Source organism: Thioclava arctica, from assembly GCF_040892615.1.
Classification (GTDB): domain Bacteria; phylum Pseudomonadota; class Alphaproteobacteria; order Rhodobacterales; family Rhodobacteraceae; genus Thioclava; species Thioclava arctica.
This window is the reverse complement of sequence record NZ_JBFRYC010000001.1, coordinates 481,418-505,181: the sequence shown is the minus strand read 5'-3', so window position 1 is coordinate 505,181 and position 23,764 is coordinate 481,418. Positions and strand designations below refer to the sequence as shown.

20 protein-coding genes are annotated in these 23,764 nt (G+C 62.0%); 5 read left to right on the top strand and 15 right to left on the bottom strand.

The window, feature by feature from the left end:
- Nucleotides 1-11: 11 nt before the first annotated feature.
- From recN to AB4874_RS02505, 12 genes are all read right to left on the bottom strand, one after another.
- Entirely contained in the window at nucleotides 12-1,661 is a 1,650-nt protein-coding gene (gene recN / locus AB4874_RS02560) for a DNA repair protein RecN (protein ID WP_368390817.1), read from the bottom strand.
- A gap of 21 nt (nucleotides 1,662-1,682) precedes the next feature.
- Nucleotides 1,683-2,531: an outer membrane protein assembly factor BamD gene (locus tag AB4874_RS02555; RefSeq protein ID WP_295530385.1), complete on the bottom strand. Its 849-nt coding sequence runs from the start codon at nucleotides 2,529-2,531 to the stop codon at nucleotides 1,683-1,685.
- Between the two features lie 181 nt (nucleotides 2,532-2,712).
- Nucleotides 2,713-3,633, bottom strand: coding sequence for a UDP-3-O-acyl-N-acetylglucosamine deacetylase (gene lpxC, locus AB4874_RS02550; RefSeq protein WP_295530388.1), 921 nt, complete (start codon nucleotides 3,631-3,633; stop codon nucleotides 2,713-2,715).
- Between the two features lie 230 nt (nucleotides 3,634-3,863).
- A complete protein-coding gene (gene ftsZ / locus AB4874_RS02545; protein ID WP_368390816.1) occupies nucleotides 3,864-5,603 on the bottom strand; it encodes a cell division protein FtsZ in 1,740 nt (579 codons plus the stop codon).
- Nucleotides 5,604-5,870: 267 nt separating this feature from the next.
- The gene (gene ftsA / locus AB4874_RS02540) at nucleotides 5,871-7,196 is read right to left on the bottom strand and encodes a cell division protein FtsA (RefSeq protein ID WP_295530395.1); all 1,326 of its coding nucleotides are present in this window, start codon (nucleotides 7,194-7,196) and stop codon (nucleotides 5,871-5,873) included.
- On the bottom strand, nucleotides 7,193-8,146 hold the full coding sequence (locus AB4874_RS02535) for a cell division protein FtsQ/DivIB (protein ID WP_368390815.1): 954 nt from the start codon (nucleotides 8,144-8,146) through the stop codon (nucleotides 7,193-7,195). The genes ftsA and AB4874_RS02535 overlap by 4 nt, the downstream gene beginning before the upstream one ends.
- Nucleotides 8,134-9,048: a D-alanine--D-alanine ligase gene (locus tag AB4874_RS02530; RefSeq protein WP_368390814.1), complete on the bottom strand. Its 915-nt coding sequence runs from the start codon at nucleotides 9,046-9,048 to the stop codon at nucleotides 8,134-8,136. The genes AB4874_RS02535 and AB4874_RS02530 overlap by 13 nt, the downstream gene beginning before the upstream one ends.
- Nucleotides 9,049-9,124: 76 nt before the next feature.
- Nucleotides 9,125-10,054, bottom strand: coding sequence for a UDP-N-acetylmuramate dehydrogenase (gene murB / locus AB4874_RS02525; RefSeq protein WP_368390813.1), 930 nt, complete (start codon nucleotides 10,052-10,054; stop codon nucleotides 9,125-9,127).
- 40 nt (nucleotides 10,055-10,094) lie between these two features.
- The gene (locus AB4874_RS02520; protein ID WP_295530409.1) at nucleotides 10,095-10,352 is read right to left on the bottom strand and encodes a DUF2484 family protein; all 258 of its coding nucleotides are present in this window, start codon (nucleotides 10,350-10,352) and stop codon (nucleotides 10,095-10,097) included.
- A 1-nt stretch (nucleotide 10,353) separates the two neighbouring features.
- Nucleotides 10,354-11,763 (bottom strand): UDP-N-acetylmuramate--L-alanine ligase, encoded by a 1,410-nt coding sequence (gene murC / locus AB4874_RS02515; RefSeq protein ID WP_368390812.1) that lies wholly within the window; start codon nucleotides 11,761-11,763, stop codon nucleotides 10,354-10,356.
- Entirely contained in the window at nucleotides 11,760-12,863 is a 1,104-nt protein-coding gene (locus AB4874_RS02510; protein WP_368390811.1) for a UDP-N-acetylglucosamine--N-acetylmuramyl-(pentapeptide) pyrophosphoryl-undecaprenol N-acetylglucosamine transferase, read from the bottom strand. Before AB4874_RS02510 ends, murC begins: the two co-directional genes overlap by 4 nt.
- Nucleotides 12,864-12,877: 14 nt before the next feature.
- A complete protein-coding gene (locus AB4874_RS02505; protein ID WP_295530418.1) occupies nucleotides 12,878-14,044 on the bottom strand; it encodes a peptidoglycan glycosyltransferase FtsW in 1,167 nt (388 codons plus the stop codon).
- 218 nt (nucleotides 14,045-14,262) lie between these two features.
- Between AB4874_RS02505 and murD the strand changes: the two genes are divergently transcribed.
- Entirely contained in the window at nucleotides 14,263-15,663 is a 1,401-nt protein-coding gene (gene murD / locus AB4874_RS02500) for a UDP-N-acetylmuramoyl-L-alanine--D-glutamate ligase (RefSeq protein ID WP_368390810.1), read from the top strand.
- 39 nt (nucleotides 15,664-15,702) lie between these two features.
- Here murD and AB4874_RS02495 read toward each other — a convergent pair whose 3' ends face one another.
- Nucleotides 15,703-16,194: a hypothetical protein gene (locus AB4874_RS02495; protein WP_368390809.1), complete on the bottom strand. Its 492-nt coding sequence runs from the start codon at nucleotides 16,192-16,194 to the stop codon at nucleotides 15,703-15,705.
- Nucleotides 16,181-17,518: a proline--tRNA ligase gene (proS, locus tag AB4874_RS02490; protein WP_368390808.1), complete on the bottom strand. Its 1,338-nt coding sequence runs from the start codon at nucleotides 17,516-17,518 to the stop codon at nucleotides 16,181-16,183. Before proS ends, AB4874_RS02495 begins: the two co-directional genes overlap by 14 nt.
- A gap of 202 nt (nucleotides 17,519-17,720) precedes the next feature.
- On the opposite strand from proS, the gene AB4874_RS02485 reads away from it, so the two are divergent.
- Genes AB4874_RS02485 through AB4874_RS02470 form a run of 4 tightly spaced genes read left to right on the top strand, consistent with a single transcriptional unit; the run spans nucleotide 17,721 to nucleotide 23,294 of the window.
- Entirely contained in the window at nucleotides 17,721-18,809 is a 1,089-nt protein-coding gene (locus tag AB4874_RS02485) for an AI-2E family transporter (RefSeq protein WP_295530430.1), read from the top strand.
- Between the two features lie 3 nt (nucleotides 18,810-18,812).
- Entirely contained in the window at nucleotides 18,813-19,487 is a 675-nt protein-coding gene (locus AB4874_RS02480; protein ID WP_368390807.1) for an HdaA/DnaA family protein, read from the top strand.
- Between the two features lie 51 nt (nucleotides 19,488-19,538).
- On the top strand, nucleotides 19,539-21,704 hold the full coding sequence (locus tag AB4874_RS02475; RefSeq protein ID WP_368390806.1) for an RNA degradosome polyphosphate kinase: 2,166 nt from the start codon (nucleotides 19,539-19,541) through the stop codon (nucleotides 21,702-21,704).
- 39 nt (nucleotides 21,705-21,743) lie between these two features.
- Nucleotides 21,744-23,294 (top strand): Ppx/GppA family phosphatase, encoded by a 1,551-nt coding sequence (locus tag AB4874_RS02470; RefSeq protein WP_295530440.1) that lies wholly within the window; start codon nucleotides 21,744-21,746, stop codon nucleotides 23,292-23,294.
- Here the strand turns inward: AB4874_RS02470 and AB4874_RS02465 are convergent.
- Nucleotides 23,291-23,737, bottom strand: a complete 447-nt coding sequence (locus AB4874_RS02465) for an AAA+ family ATPase (protein WP_368390805.1) — start codon at nucleotides 23,735-23,737, stop codon at nucleotides 23,291-23,293. The two genes, AB4874_RS02470 and AB4874_RS02465, sit on opposite strands and share 4 nt — an antisense overlap.
- Between the last annotated feature and the right edge of the window lie 27 nt (nucleotides 23,738-23,764).

Below are 23,764 nucleotides of genomic sequence, written 5' to 3'. Positions count from 1 at the left end.
CCCGCGCCGCGTCAGCCTGCCAGCAGTGATTTCGCAGCAGCGCGCGCGGCGTCCGTCACTTCGGCACCTGCGATCATGCGCGCGATCTCGTCGATGCGCTCGGCCTCGGGCAAGGCGCGCACTTGCGACGTCGTCATCTCATTTTGCACCGATTTTGCGACCCGGAAATGGGTGGCCCCACGCGCGGCGACCTGCGGGGAATGGGTGACAACAAGCACCTGCGCGCCCTCGGCCAGCTTGGCCAACCGACGACCCACAGCATCCGCCGTCGCCCCGCCAACGCCGCGATCAATTTCATCAAAAATCAGCGTCAGCGCATCGGCCCCGCGTGACAACACCACCTTGAGCGCCAGCAAGAAGCGCGATAACTCGCCCCCCGAGGCGATTTTGTTCAGCGGACCTGCGGGCGCACCCGGGTTCGTGGCAACAGTGAAGGCCACCGTGTCGCGCCCATCCGGCCCCGGATCGCCTTGCGTGATATGGGTTTCAAACAGCGCGCGTTCCATCTTGAGCGGGGCCAACTCACCCGCCATCGCAGCATCAAGCCGGGTGGCGGCGGCTAGGCGCGCGCGGCTCAGATCACTGGCTGCGCGTTCGAATTCAGCACCGGCACGGGCCAACTCGACCTCCAGCTCTTCGATCCCCTCAGCCCCGGCATCAAGGGCCGCCAGCTTATCACGCAGCCCCGCAGCAAAACTGCCCAGATCATCGGCCAAAACGCCGTGCTTGCGTGCCAGCGCGCGGATCGCAAACAAGCGCTCCTCGCAGGCCTCCAGCGCACGGGGATCAAAATCAAGCGCTTCCAGCGCGTCGTCGACCCCCTGCGCCGCCTCGCCCAGTTCAAACAGCGCACGTTCCAGCATTGTAAGCGGGCCATCCAGACGCCCCTCAGCGCGCGCGGCCGCCCCCTGCAACCAGCGATCCGCATCGCGCATCGCACCCTCAGCACCCTCGGGGCCCAAAGCCTGCGCGGCCTTGGCCACATCGTCGCGAATTTTTGCAGCCCCCTGCATCTGACGGCGCTGAGTGTCCAACGCGCCCTCTTCGCCGGGCTGGGGATCAAGCGCGTCGAGTTCCTTGACGGCATGGCGCAGGAAATCTTCTTCAAGGCGCACTGCCTCAAGATCGGCGCGCGCGGCGTCCAGCTGGCGCTGCGCGCTTGAGCGCGCTTTCCATGCAGACCGGCTCGCAGCCAGTAGCGCGGGATGATCGGCGAACAGATCCAGCAGTGCGCGGTGTCCGCGTTCGTTCAAAAGCCCGCCATCATCTTGCTGACCATGCAATTCGACCAGCGATTGCGAGACCTGACGCAGCACTTCGCCACTGGCGCGCCGATCATTGATCCAGGCGGTTTTGCGGCCATCGCGCGCATTGACCCGGCGCAAGATCAGCTCGTCTTCGCAGGGCAAACCCGCCTCGGCCAAGATCGCGCGCACAGGATGGGTCAGGGGCAGTTCGAACACCGCCGTGACCTCGCCCTGATCGGCCCCTTGGCGCACCAATTCCGCGCGCCCACGCCACCCCAGCACAAAGCCCAGACAGTCGAGCAAAATCGACTTGCCCGCCCCCGTCTCACCGGTCAGCACGTTCAGACCGGCTCCGAAACTGAGTTCGAGCCGGTCTATAATCAAGATGTCGCGGATTTCGAGCGAACGCAGCATGTCAGCCAGCCTCGCATGCGATCAGAGCCATTCGCCTTTGATCACCTGCCGATAGACCTTCGCCAGCCAACCATCCCCCTTGGCTTCGGGCTTGAGGCCCTTTTTCTCAAGCAGGTTATAGGCGTCTTGATAGAAGGGCGATGACTGGAAGTTATGGCCCAGAATGGCGCCCGCGGTCTGTGCCTGATCATTGATGCCAAGGGCAAGATAGGCCTCGACCAGACGCTCCAGCGCCTCGGGCGTGTGTGCGGTGGTCTGGAATTGCTCTACCACGACGCGGAACCGGTTGATCGCAGCGGTATAATTACCCCGCTTGAGGTAATAGCGCCCGATCTCCATCTCTTTGCCCGCCAGATGGTCGAAGGCGAGATCGAATTTCAGAATCGCGGATTGCGCATATTCCGAGTTCGGATATTTCTCGATCACATCACGCAGCGACTGCAGCGCCTGATAGGTCAGTCCCTGATCGCGGCCCACCTCGTCGATCTGATCGTAATAGGACAGCGCGAGAAGATATTGCGCATAGGCCGCATCCTCATCGCCCGGATAGGTATCAAGGAAGCGCTGCGCCGAGGCCCGTGCCTCTTCGTATTTCTTCGCGCGATGCTGGGCATAGGCTTCCATGATCAGCGCGCGCTTGGCCCATTGTGAATAGGGGTAAAGCCGCTCGACCTCGGAGAAATACTTGAGCGCATCGGCGGGGCGGCGCGGATTGCCGACCTCTAGCTCATATTCGCCACGCTCATAGATTTGTTGCGCGGTGAAGTTTTCCAGATTGGGCGTTGCCTTTGAATTTCCACCGCACGCGGCCAAAACGGTCACAAGACCAAGAGCCCCGAGTTTCGCTGCCGCTGTTTTGCCGCGCCCCATGCCCTGCCCCATTCCTCTTCACTACCGGGGGAAAGGCCCCGGACCCGTATCCTGACACCCGCTTCGCGCGGGGGGTTTGGGTTGTCCTAGCACAGAAAAATCCGGGGCGCAAAATGCCTTTGATGCCTTTTTGCCCAAGGTTGCGTAGCGTGACAAACCGGTTCGACTGGCGCAGAGCAAATCAGGCCGAAACCAGCGCCTTTGCTGGGCAAACACCGGCACCCGGCAAGCTATAGGCCTGCGCGTCCGAACACTCTTCCCACGTCCAGGCGGTGGGATCCGCAAACAAGGCACGCAACAGTTTATTCGTTAGTGCATGGCCCGAACGCGTTCCGGTGTAGCGCCCCAGAATCGGTGCCCCTGCCAGCGCGAGGTCGCCAAGCGCGTCGAGCATCTTGTGGCGCACCGCCTCATCGACATGGCGCAGACCGCCGGGGCTTAGTACTTTGTCGCCCTCGATCACAACTGCGTTTTCATAGGTGCCGCCAAGCGCAAGGCCATTGGCTTGCATCATATCCACGTCGGCGCGACGGCAGAATGTGCGGCTGTCCATCAACTCGCGCACGAACGCCCCGTTCGACATTTTCAACCGTTTGCGCTGCACACCAATCGCGGCATCGCTGAAATCAATGTGAAAGTCGATCTCAAGCGCTGCGGCCGGTTCCAGCCGGGCCACGGCAGCCCCCTCACGCACTTCAACCGATTTGAGCACCCGGATCGCGCGCACCGCACCGCTCAACTGGCGCAGCCCCGCCGCGCAGAACGCAGCTACGAAGGGCGCGGCAGAACCATCAAGGATCGGGACTTCGGCACCGTCGATTTCGACCAGCGCGTTATGCACCCCCGAGCCGACAAGCGCCGCCATCACATGCTCGATCGTGGACACCTGAACGCCATCGGCGTTTTCGATCTTGGTGCAAAGTTGAGCCGAGGGCACATTGCTCCAGAGCGCCGGGATACGCGGGTTCACACCGGTCACATCGGTGCGGCGAAACACAACTCCACTGCCCGCGGGTGCGGGATGCACACACATCTCGACCGCAGCCCCGGAATGGAGCCCGACGCCCGAAAAGCGCACGGATCTGGCAAGGGTTGTCTGCACGGGGTGACCTCACAACTTTTATCTCTGGCGGTAACGAAATATCAATTCCCGGTACCGCAGTCTCAGTTAGTCAGGTGGACGCCGCATCTCAACTCACTCTTTGTAACGGAGTGAAACAATGAGGCATGGCCGGGGCAAAACACCGCTCAGAGCCATTTAAGATATTGTTTTTTATAAAGAAAGGGCCGGAAAAATCCGGCCCTTGTTACAGTTTTGTGATGACGTTTTTTTTAGTTTGCCTGACGACGCAGGAAGGCGGGGATCTCAACGCGATCCTGTTCGTCGGTTTGTTCGTCGTCATAGACCTCGGCGCGCGGTTGCGCGGGGGCTTGCGCGCGCGGTTGCGCAGGGGCTTGCGCGCGCGGCGCAGCTTGGGGTTGGGCAGCATGGCCCTCACCGCTGTGGCCGGTCATCCGATTGATCAGCGAGTTAATCCCAAAGCGCGGCTTATCGGCCTGCGGATGGGGCGCATCCTGGGGATGCGCAGGGCGGGTTGCTGCCATCGGGCGCTGCGACATCGGAGCCTTGCCCACGGCCGCTTCAAGACGACGCAGCGCTTCGGGGGACGGCGTGCCGGGCTGACGCGGACGCGGGGCGACATAGCCCTGTGCCTCATCCTCAACATACAGATCGGGCTGGGGCTCACGCGGGGCGCTGTAGGCCGGGGGCGGCAGGTCGTCGCCCGCTTGTGCGGCGGTTGCGCGCGCGGCGGGGGCATCAAACAGCGTGCGCTCGGTGGCGCGCTCGGGGGCCTGTTGGGGCTGCTGAGGCGCGGGCTGCGCCATCTGCGGCTGCGGCGCGGGGCGCGCAGCCGGCTGAGCCGACAAGGCCGCAGGCTGCTGCTGAGGCTGCTGCGCCTGAGGCTGGGGGGCCGGAGCGGGCTCATAGGCTTGCTGCGGGGCGTAATCTTCGACGTGATGCGTCGCAGCTTCGATCGCCTCAGCGGCCGGCTTCAACGGCTGCGCCATTGAGCGGCGCGGCACCGGGAGATCGGTCGTGGCGACAACGGCGTCGATACCGGTGGCAACCACCGAAACGCGCATCGAGCCTTCCATGTCGGGATCAAGCGTCGAGCCGACGATGATATTGGCTTCGGGATCGACCTCTTCGCGGATCCGGTTTGCGGCCTCGTCCAGTTCGAACAGGGTCAGATCGTAGCCACCGGTGATGTTGATCAGCACGCCTTTCGCGCCAGCCAGAGAAATCTCGTCCAGCAGCGGGTTGGCAATCGCCTTTTCGGCGGCTTGAACGGCGCGGTCATCGCCATCTGCCTCGCCCGTGCCCATCATCGCCTTGCCCATTTCGTCCATCACGGCGCGCACATCGGCGAAATCAAGGTTGATCAGGCCGGGACGCACCATCAGGTCGGTCACGCCTTTGACGCCCTGATACAGAACGTCATCGGCCAGCGCGAAGGCTTCGGTGAAGGTGGTCTTTTCATTGGCCAGACGGAACAGGTTCTGGTTGGGGATGATGATCAGCGTATCGACGACCTTTTGCAGCGCCTCAAGCCCCTCTTCGGCCTGACGCATCCGCTTGGAGCCTTCAAACTGGAACGGCTTGGTCACAACGCCCACGGTCAACACGCCCAATTCGCGCGCAGCCTGCGCGATGATCGGCGCAGCGCCCGTACCCGTGCCACCACCCATACCGGCAGTGATAAAGCACATATGCGCGCCCGCGAGGTGATCAACGATCGTCTCGATGCTCTCTTCGGCAGCGGCCGCACCCACCGAGGGGCGCGCGCCGGCACCCAAGCCTTCGGTCGCTTTCACACCCATCTGGATGCGTGATTGCGACTTGGACTGTTGCAGCGCCTGTGCATCGGTATTGGCGACCACGAACTCCACGCCCTCCAGCTTCTGTTCGATCATGTTATTGACCGCGTTTCCGCCTGCGCCCCCAACACCGAAAACAGTGATCCGAGGCTTGAGGTCTTGATGCTCTGACATCATGAGATTCAACGTCATGTGGTTTATCCGCCTGTTGCTGCTGCCCGGCCCTGTCCCAGACCGTAATGAATAGAAATTAGGTCTAATTTAGCCTTGAATCGCTTCAGCGTCACGCAAAAACTGACCCCAAGACACAAAATCTGGAGTTCCCTTTCCCGTGACAAGCGGTATTTCGCGCATTGCGCTGAATATTGTGGGTGTTAGCGGGCATGATGCTGCCCCTGCGCTACATCATGAAAATGACATCCCGCTGCGTGTTTCCCGAAATTTCACTTTTTCAACATTTCACCAATTATCGCGGAACCACCGGATCGCCCGACGGATTGAGCGTCCGCCCATCGTTTCAGCGGGAATTTCGAAATCCCACCATTCATCTTGCGGATGCGCAGCAAACAGCGCCAAGCCAACCACCGAGGAAAAGCCCGCCCCGGTCGCAGCCTGTGGCAGACCCTGCACCCGCATGGGCCGTCCCAGACGCACATTTTGCCCCAAAATCCGTGCTGCCAGCCCGTCCAGACCCGGTATCTGGCTTGCGCCACCGGTCAGCACGATCTGTTGGCTTGGCAGATGCTCAAACTCTGCCGCATCCAGGATCGCGCGCACATCTTCAAGGATCTCCTCGACCCGTGGACGCATAATTCCAATCAGTTCAGCGCGGCTGATTTGACGGCGATCCTTTTCCCAATCACCGGAATCTCCGCCCAACTCGATCATCTCGCGGTCATCCATACCCGTTGCATGCACGCCGCCATGGAAGGTCTTGATCCGCTCGGCGACCGCCATCGGCACTTGCAGCCCGGCCGCGATATCGCGGGTGACGTGATCGCCCCCCAGCCGCACCGCATCGCCATAGATCATGTGCTTTTTCATGAAAATCGAGACGCCCGTCGCGCCACCGCCCATGTCGATGCAGGCCGCGCCCAGTTCCTGTTCGTCCTCAACAAGGCTGGAAATGCCCGACACATAGGCCGAGCTGGCAATCCCGGCGAGTTCCAGATCGCAGCGCCGGATGCAGTAAATCAGGTTCTGAATAGCGGTGTCGTCGACCGTCAGCAGATGCATATCGACGGCCAAGCGCGCACCAGCATGGCCACGCGGATCGCTAAGCCCCGAGCGATGATCAAGCGCAAAGTTCACCGGTTGCGCGTGCAACACCTCGCGGCCATGTCCGATCGGGGGCATGTCGCAGGCGGCCAGCACCCGGCCGACATCGCTCTCCGAGACCTGATCGCCTTGTAGCTCAATCGCGCCCTCAATGCCGTACGATCGCGGCTGAGCGCCCGAGAAACAGGCAATCACATGATCCACGCGGGTGTTGGCCATCTTTTGCGCGGCCTGAACGGCTGTGCGAATGGCGCGCTCGGTTTCCGCCATCGCGTCGATCTCACCAAAGCGCACGCCGCGCGAGCGGGTCGTCGCCGCGCCAATCACGCGCGCCGCCGCATGACCGGCGAGCGAGCCTTCGCCCTCGGTGCCGCCGGGACTGTCAAAGCGCAGCACGAGACAGGCAATCTTGGAGGTGCCGATATCCAGCAGCGCGATCACCCCGCGCTGCATCGCCGCCTTACGCATGTTACGCATCGCGCGCTGGGACTCATACAAATCGGTCATTGGCTGGCCCTTACTTTGAGACTGTCGGATTGCACCTGACGGAACGCATCAAGCGCGTGTTCGCTCAGGCGGATCGTCGGGCGGTCCTTGTTTCGAAAATCAATCACGGTGAAATCACGTGCGAGCAGATCCTCGGCGGTATTGAGCGCAAGGATGCGATCAAGGGCTGCCTGCGGATCGGCCTCGGGCAGCATGATGCGCTGGTCATGATCAAGCACCAGATCCCAGCGCCGCTCACCGACCCGTTCCAGACCGCGTAAACGGGGCAAAATCGGCCCGGCATCCGCGATCAGACGCAGCGCTTCGGGCACCGCTTTGTCTGCGCCCTGTCCCACGATCAGCGGCAGACCCGGGCGCGCCTCACGCGTCAGCAGCGTGGCGACGCGATGCCCGGTCACATCCAGCATCTCGATCCCTTGCGGCTTGCGCCACAAAATGGCGGGCACGCGCTGGGTCACATCGGCCTCAAGCACGCCGCCGGGACGGATCACCAGCGTCACATCGGCCACCGCATCCAGCTTGCGGATCGTGTCGCGATAGGCATCAAGGTTGAGATCAAAGCTAGACGCGGGCAGCTGCGCGGGCAGCATGGTGCGGATCGCGCGCGACACTTCGGGGCCTGCGCCATCAATCTTGAGCAGCGAGACCATGAACTCGGGGCGATGCTCGATCTTGTCTTTCAGGTCCTGATATTGCGCGATCAGATCGGCACGCCGCCCCTGATCGCCCAGCCAGATACCAAGCCCCAAAACCACGATGAACACGGGCACACCGATCCGCGTCAGCGCGCGCACGGCGGGCGTCAGCCAAAGCCGCTGCAGCCGGAAGGACAGCCTCGAGGGGGCCGGGTCGCGCGTGCCGGGGCGACGCGCGCGTTGATAGACATGCGCAGCCACCCCGCCTCGGTGATCGGCGGCCGCAAACAGCGGCGAGCGCGTCAACGATCGCATGAGGCATCCTCCACCAACCACGCACACAGCGCGGGGAAATCCATTCCGCAGGTGGCGGCATGTTCGGGGGAAAGCGAGGTCGGCGTCATGCCCGGCTGGGTGTTGGTTTCCAGCAGTACGAGGCCAGCCAGCCCGCGTGTATCATCCCAGCGAAAGTCGGTGCGCGAGAGGCCACGGCAGCCCAATGCGTCATGGGCGCGCAGGGCATAATCGAGGCAAGCCTCGGTGATCTCGTCGGGTAGCTCGGCGGGGCAGATATGGCGCGACCCGCCGACCTGATACTTTGCAGCGTAATCATACCAGCCAGAGGTGATAAGCTCGGTCACACAGAGCGCGCGATCCCCCAGCACCGAGCAGGTCAGTTCCCGGCCGGGAACATAGGTTTCCACCATCACCTGATCGGGCATTTCATCGGACAATTGCGGCGGGTCGTTGGCCCCCTCCATCACCAGATAAACGCCGACAGACGAGCCTTCGTTATTGGGTTTCACGACGTAGGGCGCAGGCAATACATGGCGCGCCATCACATCGGCCTTGGAGGCGATCACAGATTGCACCACCGGCAGGCCAATATTGGCATAAATCTGCTTGGTGCGCGCCTTGTCCATCGCCAGCGCCGAGGCCAGTACGCCCGAATGGGTATAGGGAATACGCAGCCATTCAAGGATGCCCTGAACGCAGCCATCTTCGCCCCAACGGCCATGCAACGCGTTGAAAACGCAGTCGGGCTTCGCGTCCAAAAGACGCTCAACGAGGTCCGCCCCCGCGTCAATCTCGATTGTTTCAAATCCCGCCGCGCGCAGTGCCTTGACGCATTCGCGCCCAGAGGACAAAGACACCTCCCGCTCTGCAGAAGGGCCGCCCAATAACACTGCCACACGTTGGGATGCCCTGCTCGACATGCCCGCCACTTTCGCCACTTGCGGGGGTTATCCCCCGTCTAACCTTATTCGGTATCCACGTCGCAGGCCGGTGATCTTACGTCCCGAATTCGCCCACGCGCTTGATTTCCCACTCTAACGAAATTCCGCTATTGTGCAAAACCTTTTTGCGCACCTCTTCACCAAGGTTTTCCAGATCAGCAGCACTTGCCTGCTCCGCATTGATCAAGAAATTGCTATGTTTTTCTGACATTTGCGCCCCGCCAAGGCGCGCGCCGCGCAGCCCCGCATCGTCAATCAATTTCCACGCCTTGAGATCATGCACGTCATCTTCGCGCCCGGTCGAGGAAAATCCGGCTGGATTGCGAAAGGTCGAACCGGCCGAGCGCTCCTTAGTCGGCTGGCTGGCGTCGCGACGCGCAAGCTGATCGTTCATGCGCGTTTCAAGCGCCGCAGGATCGCCGGGATCGGTGCGAAATACCGCCTCAATCAGCACAGCACCTTCGGGCAAGTCACTGTGACGATAGCCGAAATCCAGCTCTGCAGGCGTGAAGGTCACGATCTCGCCGCTGCGGGTCACGGCGCGCGCCGAAATCAGGTGATCGGCGACATAGGCGCCATAGCAGCCCGCATTCATCACCACCGCGCCGCCAATACTGCCCGGAATGGTGCGCAAAAATGTCAGATCGCGCCCGGCCTGTGCGGCACGGCGCGCCACATGTGCATCCAGCGCGGCCGCCCCGGCAGTGACCTGCGCGCCCTCGATCTCAATCGCATTAAATCCACGCCCCAGCCGGATCACCACCGCGCGCAACCCGCCATCGCGCACGATCAGGTTTGAGCCCACGCCCATCGGGAATACCGTCACATCGTCTGGTAGTGCGCGCAAGAAATCGGACAGATCATCGGCATCTGCAGGCTGAAATAGCCAATCCGCCGGGCCACCCACGCGCAGCCATGTCAGATCGGCCAAGGGCCGGTTCTGCGTAAGCGCGCCACGCGGCGTATAGCTGGACGGGTTGGTCATGGGCGCTCTCCTAGCGGGGTCACGCAAATCAGGCAAGAGACTAGGGGCGATCTGTCGAAGTGGCGACGCGGCGCAGCGCGCGCAGGAGAAAGATCACCGGCCAGCGCAGAACTGACATTCCGCCCGCCAGCACCAACAGCCCGACCACCGGCCCATGCACGAAGGTGATCCAGCCCAGCAACGGCACACCAAGCACGATCAGCACCCAAGCGGCAGGCCAATGAAAGCGCCCCGGCGCCATCGCCGCAAGGCTGGCAGCCAGTGCCCAGATACATGCGAGGGTCAAGGGAGTGGTCATATTACGCTTTCAGTTGTTCAGGCAGGTTATTGGCCCAGGTCGAGATCGTGCCCGCGCCAAGGCATACGACAATATCGCCGGGACGCGCCTGTTCGCGCACCAGCCGGGCAAGGTCATCCTCAGAGAGGATCGCGCGCGCATGGCGGTGGCCATGCGCGATCAGCCCTGCGACCAGATCGTCGCGCGACGCACCTTCGATCGGGTCTTCGCCTGCGGCGTAAACCTCGGCGATGGCAACCACATCGGCCTCGTTGAAACAGGTGCAAAAATCGTCAAACAGCGAATGCAGGCGGGAATAGCGGTGCGGTTGATGCACCGCGATGACGCGCGCGCCGGGTTTCACAGATTGCCGCGCAGCCTTAAGAACGGCTGCGATTTCAACTGGATGGTGACCGTAATCATCAATGATCGTGACGCCACCCAGCACCTCGCCCACTTTGGTAAAGCGCCGGTTCACGCCACCAAACGCCGCCAGCGCCGCGCGAATCTCGCTGCGCTTCATGCCCAGATGGCGCGCGACGGCCACAGCCGCCAAAGCGTTGGAGACGTTGTGATCGCCCGGCATCGGCAGGGTGCAGCCCTCGATCACCGGCTTGCCCTCTTCGCCTTGCAGCGCGATGTCGAAATGGGCCACGCCCGCGTCGTAATGCAGGCCCACCGCGCGCACATCGGCCTGCGCGTTGAAGCCAAACGTCACCACGCGGCGGTCGTTGAGCTTGCCGACCAGCGTCTGCACTTCGGGGTGATCGGTGCAGCACACCGCCAGCCCGTAAAACGGGATGTTGGAGACGAAATCGTAAAACCCTTTGCGCAGCGCGTCGAAATCGCCCCAATGCTCCATATGCTCGGGGTCGATATTGGTCACGATGGCGATGGTCGCGGGCAAGCGATTGAAGCTGCCATCGCTCTCGTCGGCCTCCACCACCATCCATTCGCCCTCGCCCGCGCGCGCATTCGAGCCATAGGCATGAATGACACCGCCATTGATCACGGTGGGGTCGAAACCGCCCTTATCAAGCAGCGTGGCCACCATCGTCGTGGTGGTCGTCTTGCCATGCGTGCCACCGATGGCGATGTTGGATTTGAGCCGCATCAGCTCGGCCAGCATCTCGGCGCGGCGCACCACGGGCAGGCCACGACGGCGCGCCTCTTCCAGTTCGGGATTGCCGCGTTTGATCGCGGTCGAGATCACGACAACGCCCGCCTCGCCCAGATTTTCGGCGCGCTGACCCTCGAAGAACGTAGCGCCAAGGCTTTCGAGCCGTTTGGTGATCTTGGACGCCTTCGCATCCGATCCCTGCACGGTGAATCCTTGGGTCATCAACACCTCGGCAATACCGGACATGCCGATCCCGCCGATGCCCACAAAATGGATGGGGCCGAGTTCTCCGGGCAGTTTGGTCGCGTTCATGTATTCTGTCCTGCTAGGTCTTGCACGAGCGCCACAAGCCGCTCGGTCGCATCGGGAACGCCGTAGGAAACGGCGGCGAGCGCCATTTGCAGCGCACCATCGGGATTGTCCAGCACCAGCGCGATCTGATCGCGCAGCGTGTCGGGGTCGAGTTTGCTTTCGGGAATGGTGATCGCGCCGCCTGCTTTGGCCAGCCCCTTGGCATTGGCAACCTGATGATCGCCCGCAGCTGCCGCATAAGGGATCAAAATGGCGGGACGCCCGATCACGGTGATATCGGCGATTGAACTGGCTCCGGCGCGCGAGATCACCAGTTGGCATTCGCTCAAGCGGCGGGGCACGTCATTGAAGAACGGTGCGACCTCGGCGTCGATCCCGGCCTGCTGATACGCCTTGTTCACACGATCCAAGTCCTCGGCCCGCGCCTGATGGGCGACGCGCAGATTGGCGCGCTGGTTTTCGGGCAGGCGCGCCATGGCTTCGGGCACCATATCAGACAGGATCCGCGCACCTTGCGAGCCGCCGATTACTAGGATCGACATCGGGTAATCGCCGGGCGCAATATAGGCAGCCCCTGCGCGCTCCAGCACCGAGCCACGCACCGGATTGCCGGTATAATCCGCCTGCACGCCCTCGGGCACATCGGTGGGCCAAGTGCCGCAGGCAAAGCGGTTCACCCGCTTGGCAAACACCCGGTTCACGCGCCCCATAATACCGTTTTGTTCATGAATGGCGCGCGGCAGCCCCAAGAACGTGGCCGAGGCCAGGGCTGGAATCGTCGGATATCCGCCAAAGCCGACGACCACCGTGGGGCGATCAGAGACATTGCGCAAAATGGCCGAGAGTATGCCGCCGAAAATCTTGAACGGGGTGGTCAGTTTCGCCAACACGCCACCGCGCGCGAAGGTCGCTGAACTGACCTGCTCGATCGTGACCACATGCGGAAATCCACCTGCGTAACGTGCGCCGCGCGCATCCGTTGACAGCTTGACCCGCCAGCCCCGACGCACCATCGCTTCGGCCAAGGCTTGGGCGGGGAACATATGCCCGCCCGTGCCTCCTGCAGCGATTAACAATAACGGAGTTTTATCCTTGGCCATGTCACCCTCCTGGGTTAGCGGCCACGCCGCGCGAGGATATCAGAAATCTGCCCCTGCGGTCGCGTGCGCGTCAACGCAAGCAACATGCCCACCGCGATCCCCGAGGCAATCACCGACGAGCCACCATAGCTGACAAACGGCAAGGTCATACCTTTTGCAGGCAACAGCCGCACTGCAACACCCATATTGATGATCGCCTGAATGCCAAAGGCACAGGCCAAACCGGTGCCCGCAATCCGTGTAAACGGGTCGCGCTCGCGCGTCAGGCGCAACATCGAGCGGATCACGACAGTGGCGTAAAGCGCGATGATACACAGCACTAGGATCAGCCCGTATTCCTCGGCCGCCACGGCAATGATGAAATCGGTATGCGCATCTGGCAGCGACCACTTGACCGAGCCCTGCCCCACGCCGACCCCAAAGAACCCGCCCTCTTGAATGGCGTTGGTCGCATAGCCGATCTGCGTGCGCGGATCGACATCAGTCGAGAGAAACCCGTCAATCCGGCGCGCGAAGTGATCCGAGAAGTTATAGGCGAAAAAGCCCCCCGTGATCGCCAGCCCGCCGATGCCCGTCAACAGCGCAATCGGCGCGCCCGAGACGAAATACATCACCGACCAGGCGAACAGCACCAACGAGGCCTGCCCAAAATCGGGCTGCAGCGCCAGCGCCACCACGATCACGCAGGTCAGCAAGAACGAATAGGCACGACCGGGCGGGCCGCCGACCTCATGCGCCGCCGCCATGAACCAAGCCGAGATGATCACAAATCCGGGCTTGAGAAATTCCGAAGGCTGAATCGACGCAAATCCCAAACTATACCAACGCACCGCGCCTTTGCCGAAATCCGTGCCCAAAATCGGCAGGAACATCACCGCAACAAACGCGCCCGCAAAGCCGATCACGCCAAGCCGGCGGATCTGGCGCGGGTCCAGCATCGAAATGCCCAGCATGATGATCAGCGCAATAGCGCCAAACACCGCCTGCCGTTTAACATAGTAGAATTGCTCCAGCCCATTGCGCTCAGCCAACGGAACCGAGGCCGCCAGCCCCAGCAACATGCCAACCCCAAACAGGATCAGCACCGCTGAAAGCGCCCATTTATCAATGGTGCGCCACCATTTCGGAAGAACAGGCTCCCCTGCGCGCACAGGCACAGTGCCAAAGGCCATCTCTGTCATCGGTAATACCGCCGTCTCTGCCTCAAATCGCCCGTTTGCCGGGTCTGCTTGAAACTCTAACCGAAATCGCTTGGGCTGGCTAGAAGAAAGGGCGCGCGGCGAAGGGGATCGCGCGGCGCTTCTTGGCGCGATCGCGCAGGAAATCCCTTTCCCCTTCCCCTTGGTTCAAATATCCCGGGGGTGCGGGGGCTGGCCCCCGCTTGGCGCAGGAGACACGCATGATACCGGTTCAGGGCTATGACGGGCAAAAAGTGGCGGTGCTGGGTTTGGGCCGCTCGGGTCTGGCAAGTGCCGCAGCCCTGCGCGCAGGCGGGGCAGACCCAATCTGCTGGGATGACAGCCCCGAAGGGCGCGCGCGCGCGCAAGCGGCGGGTTTCACCTGCACCGATCTGAGCAAACAGGGCGCGTTTGACGATATTGCCGCGCTGATCACCTCGCCCGGCATCCCCCATCTTTACCCCGTCCCCAACGCAGTGATCGCGGCGGCGATGACGGCTGGCGTGCCGGTCGATAATGATATCGGGCTGTTTTTTGCCTCTTGGGCCACGCCCGAATGGGAGAATTTCGACATTGCCCCGCGCACGATCTGTGTCACCGGATCGAACGGGAAATCCACCACCACAGCACTGATCCACCACATCCTGACCGAGGCCGGGCGGTCGTCGCAAATGGCGGGCAATATCGGGCGCGGCGTGCTTGATCTCGACCCGCCCGAAGCGGGTGAGGTCGTTGTGCTGGAGCTATCGAGCTATCAAACCGATCTGGCGCGCGCGCTGACCCCCGATATCGCCGTGTTCACCAATCTCTCGCCCGATCATCTGGATCGTCACGCCGGTTTGGGGGGCTATTTCGCCGCCAAGCGCCGCCTGTTTTCCGAGGGCGGGCCGGACCGCGCCGTGATTGGCGTGGATGAGCCCGAGGGCACCTATCTGGCCAATCAACTGGCGGTATCGCGCAGCGATGATCGCGTGATCCGGGTGTCGGCCGGACGCAAGCTGGGCGATTGGGGCTGGTCGGTTTTCGCGCGCAAGGGTTTCTTGAGCGAGTGGCGCAAGGGCCGCCAGATCGCCTCGATTGATCTGCGCGACGTGACGGGACTACCGGGCGCGCATAACCACCAAAACGCCTGCGCTGCCTACGCGGCCGTGCGCGCGCTTGGGGTCGCCCCGCGCGAGATCGAGGCCGCGTTTCACAGCTTTGGCGGGCTCCCCCATCGCAGCCAGACCTTGGCGGACAAAGCCGGCGTGCGCTATGTCAACGACTCCAAAGCGACCAATGTCGACAGTGCCTCCAAGGCCCTGCAAGCATTCAACAATATCCTCTGGATCGCGGGGGGCTTGGGCAAAGAAGGTGGCGTTTCAAGCGTAAAACCGCATCTGGGGTCCGTCAAGAAGGCCTATTTCATCGGACATTCGGCGCGCGATTTCGCCCTTGAACTTGCGCCGTTAAACCATGAAATCTGCGAAACGATGGAAGCCGCCGTGGCCGCAGCCGCACGCGATGCCGAGGCGGGAGACACGGTGCTTCTGGCCCCCGCCGCCGCCAGTTTCGATCAATATCCCAATTTCGAAAAGCGCGGCGAGCATTTCGCCGAACTGGTCGCGGCCCTGCCCGGCTAAGCCCCTGCCCGGCTAAGCTGATCAACCGTAGAACCGCGCTTATTTACAGGCCAATGAACCCGGGATGTCGGCCAGAAGCGGCGCCATCTCGGCGCTTTGGTCTTGCATGTAATCAATGCGCAGCTCGGCCAAGATCGGACCGCCCTTGCAATTGAGACGCACGGTCTTGCGCAGCTCGACCTTGCCCAGCGCGGTCAAAGAGCGCAGGTCAAACCCCGCCTTGTCATGCTGATCCGATATCACCTGATCGCCATCAAGCAGCAAAGACTGCAGCATCTGATCATGCGCCGCACCCAAATCTGCCCCGCTATCGGGATGGGCGCGCAAGGCGACATGGGGGGCGACATGGCGCTCAAACCCCGGAGCGGTGAACAGATAGCCACCGCCATACATCTGCGCTGAGGGCCAGCCTTCGGGCACCTGCGCGGCAATCCCGAGACTGTCACTGGACCACGCCACCAGCCCCGCCGCCTGCGCCATCGGCGCGACCAGCGCAAGCGCGGCTGCCAGCATCAGATTACAGCGCCGCATAGATCGCTGCGACCTTTTCGACCGCCTCCTCTGATGACATCTCTTCGCTTTCGCCGGTGCGCCGCGAGGTCAGTTCGACCTTGCCCGACGCAATCCCGCGCGGGCCAACGGTGATGCGCCAAGGCAGACCGATCAGATCCATCGTCGCGAATTTCGCGCCAGCGCGTTCCGCGCGATCATCATAAAGCGGCTCAAGCCCGGCCTCGACAAAGGCGCGATAAAGCGCCTCGCAGGCGCTGTCACAGCTGACATCGCCTTGCTTGAGGTTGACGATGCCGACATGGAACGGCGTCACGCCCTCGGGCCAGATGATGCCCTTGTCGTCGTGATTGGCCTCGATCAGCGCGCCGACAAGGCGGCTGACGCCAATGCCGTGGCTGCCCATATGCACCGGGACTTTGCCCTGATCGGGGGTGTTGACGCTGGCCCCCATTGCCTCGGAATATTTGGTACCGAAGTAGAAGATCTGGCCGACCTCGATGCCCCGGCCCACGCGGCGGCGCTCTTCGGGGATGGCGTTGAACAGCGCTTCATCATGGGTCTCATCGGTGCGCGCATAAAGGGTCGTGAACTCTTCGCAGATACCAGCGACTTCATCGCGATTGTCGTAATCCACCCGGCGCTCACCCAGTTTCAGATCGGGCACTTGCACATCGTAGAACACCTCGGATTCGCCAGTCTCGGCCAGCACGAGGAATTCATGCGTATCATCGCCGCCAATCGGGCCGCTATCGGCGCGCATCGGGATCGCCGTCAGCCCCATACGTTCGTAAGTGCGCAGATAGCTGACCATGTGGCGGTTATAAGCGTGCAGCGCATCTTCCTTGGTCAGGTCGAAATTATACCCGTCCTTCATCAGGAACTCGCGCCCACGCATCACGCCGAAACGCGGACGGACCTCGTCGCGGAATTTCCACTGGATATGATACAGCGTGAGGGGCAGCGATTTATAGCTTTCCACATGCGAGCGGAAAATATCGGTGATCATTTCCTCGTTGGTCGGCCCATACAGCATGTCGCGACCATGGCGATCCTTGATGCGCAGCATCTCGGGGCCATAAGCGTCATAACGCCCCGATTCCTGCCACAGATCGGCAGGTTGCAGCGTGGGCATCAACAGCGGGATGTGACCGGCACGCACCTGTTCCTCATGCACGATCTGCTCAATGCGCTTAAGCACCTTGAAGCCCAGCGGCAGCCAGGAATAAATCCCGGCCTGCTGCTGCTTGATCATGCCCGCGCGCAGCATCAGCCGGTGGCTGGCGATTTGCGCATCGGCGGGGGTTTCCTTGAGAACGGGTAGAAAATAGCGGGACAGGCGCATGTGCGGTCCTTTGGGCGTTGGGTGATCTGTTGGCAAATGGCCTAGAGGAAATGGGGGGCGTGGGCAAGATGGCGGTTACGCACAAGCCCCTTGCGAAACAACAGCGCCCTTGCGCCCCGTTTGGGTCTGATCCAAGCAGGCAGTGCTTGATTTCCCCCGATTATCCGCCACGTTAAGACGACCGCTTTGAAAAGGAGCCCCGATGGCCCTGCCCGTTCGACAGCAAATGATCTATTGGACCCTCGCCGCTGTGGTGCTGGTTCTTGCATTGTGGCGCCTTGGGGATGTGATCTTGCCCTTCATCATGGGCGGCGCCATTGCCTATTTTCTGGACCCGCTTGCCGACTGGCTTGAACGGCTGGGGTTAAGCCGGGCCGTCTCGACCATTCTGATTGCACTGGTTGGGGTGCTGGCCTTTGTCGTGTTGTCGCTGGCGGTCCTGCCCATGCTGGTGCGCCAGTTAGGGCAGTTGATCGCGCTCGCTCCGGACTTGCTGGCATCGTTCCAGGCCTTTTTGACCGATCGCTTCCCCAATCTGGTGCAAAATTCGGTGGTCAGTGACACGCTCACCGCAGTGGGTGACGCGATCAAGGCGCAGGGCGGTCAATTGGCGAGCACGCTGCTGAGTTCGGCGATGACGGTTGTGAATCTGGTGATCTTCATCGTCGTGGTGCCGGTCGTGGCGTTTTACATGCTGCTGGACTGGGACCGGATCGTGGCCAAGGTCGATAGTTGGCTGCCGCGCGATCACGCCCCCACCATCCGCGAAATCGCACATAATATTGATCGGGTGCTGTCGGGTTTTGTGCGCGGACAGGTCACGGTCTGTCTGATTCTGGGCACGTTCTATGCGATCGCCTTGATGCTGGCGGGGCTGCAACTTGGGCTATTGGTGGGCGCGGTCGCGGGTGCGCTGACCTTCATTCCCTATATCGGCGCGATCATCGGGGGCACTCTGGCGATCGGCTTGGCGCTGTTCCAGTTTTGGGGCGATTGGCTCCAGATCGGGATCATTGCGGGGATCTTTGCCTTTGGCCAGTTCATGGAGGGCAATATCATCACCCCCAAGCTGGTCGGCGATTCCGTTGGGTTGCATCCGCTGTGGTTGCTGTTTGCCCTGTCGGCCTTTGGCACGCTGTTTGGCTTTGTCGGGATGTTGGTCGCGGTGCCGGTGGCAGCGGTGATCGGGGTGGTTGCAAGGTTCCTGATCAATCAATATCTGCATGGGGCGCTGTATGGCGGCGTAGTCGGGCAAATCCTGCCCTGCGACCCTGAGGACAACGAGAGCTGACATATGGCCGAGCAGTTGATCTTTCCCCTGCCAATCCGCTCGGCGCAGGGGCGAGAGGATTTCTTTATCGCCCCGGCGAATGCGCTGGCGCTCAGCACGCTTGATGCGCCAGCGAGCTGGCCAAACGGGCGGATGATCTTGATCGGCCCAGAGGGGGCGGGAAAAACGCATCTCGCCGCGATCTGGGCGCAGGAACAGGGCGCGCAAACCATCCGTGCCGCCGATCTGAGCGATGCCGACGCCCCGCGTCTTTCCGCCCAGGGCGCGGCTGTGGTTGAGGATGGTGATGACCTTCGCGACAACCCGACGTGCGAGAAAGCACTGTTTCATTTGCACAATCTGATGCAGGCCGAAGGGGGCAAGCTGTTGATCACCGCACGCACCCCGCCGCGCGATTGGGGGCTAAGCCTGCCCGATCTGATCAGCCGGATGCAGGCCTGCGCCACGGTGCGCATCACGCCCCCCGATGACGCGCTTCTGGCCGCCGTTCTGGTCAAACTGTTTGACGACCGCCAACTCAGCGTCACGCCCATGCTCATCGAGTGGCTGGTGACGCGCATGGATCGCTCGCTTTCGACCGCGCGCCGTCTGGTTGTCGCGCTCGATGCCCGCGCACTGGCCGAAAAACGCGCCATTACGCGCCCTTTAGCGGCGCAGGTGCTGGACAGTCTGGACTAAGCTGCGCACACTGTCACAGCGCCTTTACAAACCCTAACGATAAGCGCGGACATGACCCAAGCCGATTTCCTCAAGACCCCGTTCCCTGCGCCCGTTACCCTGCCCGAAGAGGAAATCTTGGGGCCAGGTCGGTTCTTTAACCGTGAACTGAGCTGGTTGGCCTTCAACTGGCGCGTGCTCGAAGAGGCCCGCAACCCGCGTGTGCCGCTGCTGGAACGGGTGCGGTTCCTGTCGATCTCGGCAACCAACCTGGATGAGTTCTATTCAGTGCGCGTCGCAGGCCTGATGGAGCTGGTGCGTGAGGGCAATATCAACCCCTCAGATGATGGGCTGACCCCAGCCGAGCAGCTGAACCGGATCAACGCCGACGCGCGCAAGCTGATGGACACGCAGCAAACGACGTGGTCCGCGCTAAAGCGCGAGATGGAGCGCGAAGGGATCACCGTTGTGTCGCGCTCTCGGTTGACCCGGGCCGATCTGAACTATCTCTCCGAGCATTTTCTCAACAAGGTGTTCCCGGTGCTCTCGCCCTTGGCGATCGACCCGGCCCACCCGTTCCCGTTCATCCCCAATACCGGGTTCTGTCTTGCGCTGGAATTGGAGCGCGACACCGACAAACGCCGCCTGCAGGCGCTGCTTCCGATCCCTCAGCAGATCGACCGTTTCGTGCGCCTGCCCGGCGAGGCGCGGTTCTTGCCGCTTGAACAGTTGCTAATGATCCACCTTGGATCGCTGTTTCCGGGCTATCGCGACGTTGGATCGTGCAGCTTTCGGGTGCTGCGCGACAGCGATCTTGAAGTTGAAGACGAGGCCGAAGATCTGGTGCGCGAATTTGAAACCGCGCTCAAGCGGCGTCGGCGCGGTCAAGTCATTCGGATGTCGGTTTCCGCCGGCGCGCCCGCCGATCTGCAAGCGCTGGTGATGCGCGAATTGCATGTCGATCCCGATGAGGTGGTCGCCGAAAAGGGCCTTGTGGGCATCGCCGATGTCAAGGAACTGGTGCTCAACAACCGCACCGATCTGCTTTGGCCGCCTTTCACGCCCCGCGTGCCCGAGCGCGTGCAAGACCACGAGGGCGACATGTTCGCCGCGATCAAGCAAAAGGATATTTTGCTGCACCACCCCTATGAAACCTTCGATCTGGTTGTGCGCTTTCTCGATCAGGCGGCCAATGATCCCAATGTCTTGGCGATCAAACAGACGCTCTATCGCACCTCGAAAGACAGCCCGATCGTGTCCTCGCTCTGTGAGGCGGCCGAGGCGGGCAAATCCGTCACCGCGCTGGTCGAGCTGAAAGCGCGCTTTGACGAGGCCGCCAATATCCGCCAGTCGCGTCGGTTGGAACGCTCGGGGGCGCATGTTGTTTATGGCTTCATGAACTACAAAACCCACGCCAAGATCAGCACCGTGGTGCGCCGCGAGGGTGAGAATCTGGTGACTTATACCCATTACGGCACCGGCAATTATCACCCGATCACCGCCAAGATTTACACTGATCTCAGCTTTTTCACCTGCGACGCGGCGCTGGGGCGCGATGCGACCAAAGTGTTCAACTACCTGTCGGGCTATGTGCAGCCCGAAGGGCTTGAAAACCTTGCGATCTCGCCGATTTCGCTGAAACCGCGCCTGCTGGAGATGATCGCGCGCGAAAGCGCGTTTGCCAAGGCGGGCAAGCCAGCCTCGATCTGGGCCAAGATGAACTCGGTGATCGATTCCGAGGTGATCGACGCGCTCTATGCCGCCTCGCAGGCGGGGGTGAAAATCTCGCTCGTGGTGCGCGGCATTTGCGGCATTCGCCCCGGCATCAAGGGATTGTCGGAAAATATCCGGGTGAAATCCATCGTCGGGCGGTTCTTGGAACATTCCCGCATCGTGTGTTTTGGCAATGGCCACGGCCTGCCCTCAGATCAGGCGCGGGTGTTCTTTTCCTCGGCCGATTGGATGGGGCGCAACCTCAACCGGCGCGTCGAAACGCTGGTCGAGGCGAAAAACCCCACCGTCAAAGCCCAGATCGTCAGCCAGATCATGGCCGCGAATATGGCCGATGAGGCGCAAAGCTGGATCTTGCAGCCCGATGGCAAATTCATCCGCCACCTGCCCGAAGATCGCGAAAAGCTGTTCTCGTGCCACCGCTTCTTCATGGAATTCCCCTCACTCTCGGGGCGGGGTTCCGCAGGGGCAAGCGACGTTCCAAAACTTGCTCATAGCTTCGACTAGCCCTAGCGTGCGCATAAGACGACTCAACCGGACGGGCCGATGAAATCCAAAAATAGTGCGCAGCCGACCACCCAAGGCAATGATGATTGGGACCCGTTTGGCCAGCCGCTTTTCGATGACCCGTCGGTGCGTGCGCTCAGCCGCGTCGGTGTGGTCGATATCGGCTCGAACTCGATCCGGATGGTGGTCTTTGACGGGGCCGCGCGCAGCCCGGCCTATTTCTTCAATGAAAAGGTGATGGCGGGTCTGGGCCAAGGTCTGGCCGAAACCGGCAAGTTGAGCGCTGACGGGCGGGTGCGGGGCTTGGCCGCGCTCAAACGCTTTGCCGCGCTCGCCGAGGGGATGGAGATCGGCCCGCTGACCTGCGTCGCCACCGCCGCCATGCGCGACGCCGAGGATGGCCCCGAATTTCACGCCGAAATCGAGCGCGAAACCGGCCTCAAGCTGCATGTGATCGACGGTATCGAAGAGGCGCGGCTTTCCGCGCAGGGCGTGCTTTTGGGCTGGCCCGAGGCCGAGGGGTTGGTCTGCGATATCGGCGGCAACTCGATGGAGTTGGCAGAGATCAAGAACGGCAAGGTCTGGCGACGGGCCACCTCGCAACTTGGTCCCTTTCGCTTGCAGATGGTCGAAGGCGGCAAAAAGGCGCTCGCGGCGCATATCCGCGACACGATTGCCGATCTGGCCGCCCAAGTTGGCACCAATCACGACCGGATTTATCTGGTGGGCGGATCGTGGCGCGCGATTGCCCGACTCGATATGGAGCGGCGCGGATATCCGCTTTTGGTGCTCCACGAATACCGCATGAGCCCCGATGATCTGCGCGAAACGATCGACTGGATCGCCAAGTCCGACATGGACAAGCTGCGCGCGAAAACCGGCACCTCCTCGGCGCGGATGGAGCTTGTGCCGCTGGCCAGTCAGGTGCTGGGCGAGTTGATCGAACAGTTCCAGCCCCGCGAGATCGACGTCTCGGCTTACGGCATCCGCGAGGGCCTGCTGTATGAGCAGATGCCCGAACGGTTGCGGCGGCGCGATCCGCTGGTCGAGGCCTGTCGCCACACCGAACGCCTGATGTCGCGCATGCCCGGTTTTGGCAAGAAACTGCACGCCTTTATCGAGCCGATCTTTGGCCCGCTGCCACCCGAGAAATTCCGCCTCGTGCGTGCCGCCTGCCTGCTGCACGACACCACATGGCGCACCCATCCAGATTACCGCGCCGAGGCCTGTTTTGAAAATGTCACGCGCGCGAATTACTCGGCGATGTCGCATACCGAGCGGGTGTTTCTGGGCCTTGCGCTGTTGCACCGCTACAAAAACTCGCGCTCTGGCTCGCAGCTTGAACCGCTGTTTGGCCTGCTCTCTGAGGAACGTCTGCAAGAGGCAGAGGTGCTGGGCAAAGCGATGCGATTTGGCGCGATGTTTGCCACGCACAGCCCGGCCGATGCGGGTGAGTTGTCTTATTCGTCCAAGGCTGGCGTGTTGGAGCTCAAGCTAACCAAACGCGGCAAGGCGCTGTTTGGCGAGGTCGCCGAGGCGCGGTTCCGCTCGCTTGCCAGCGCGCTCAAGGCCGAGGCGAAAGTGTCCTAAAGCTCGATCCCGTTATTGGGAATTGGCGGGTGGCCCGGCGGCAAGTTTGGCCGACCCGGACGCGGCATTTTCGGCTGTGGCGTGTTCGGAATCGGGGCCTCGGGCGGTTCGGTCATAAGTGGCGGTGGTGGCGGCGCATCGGCACGGCGGCGCAACAGGATATCGCCATTGTCCAGCCGCTCGGGGGCTTCGTAGTTTTTCACATCGTCAATCAACGCCATGAATTGACGCAGCTTCGGGCCAAATTGCTCGGCCGCATCGCCCAGCCCTTTTTGCATGTCTTCCAATTCGGGACGCATCTGATCAATGATGCCGCGAAACAGCAGTTGCGCGCCCTCCTCAAGCAGCGAAAATCCGCGATCGGCATCGCTTTCGGGCGTCTGCGCCTGCGCTGGGCACGCGGCAAGACAGGCCATCAAAATGGGAACCGTAAATGCTTTCATAGCTTCCAGCCTACGCCGAGAAACGAC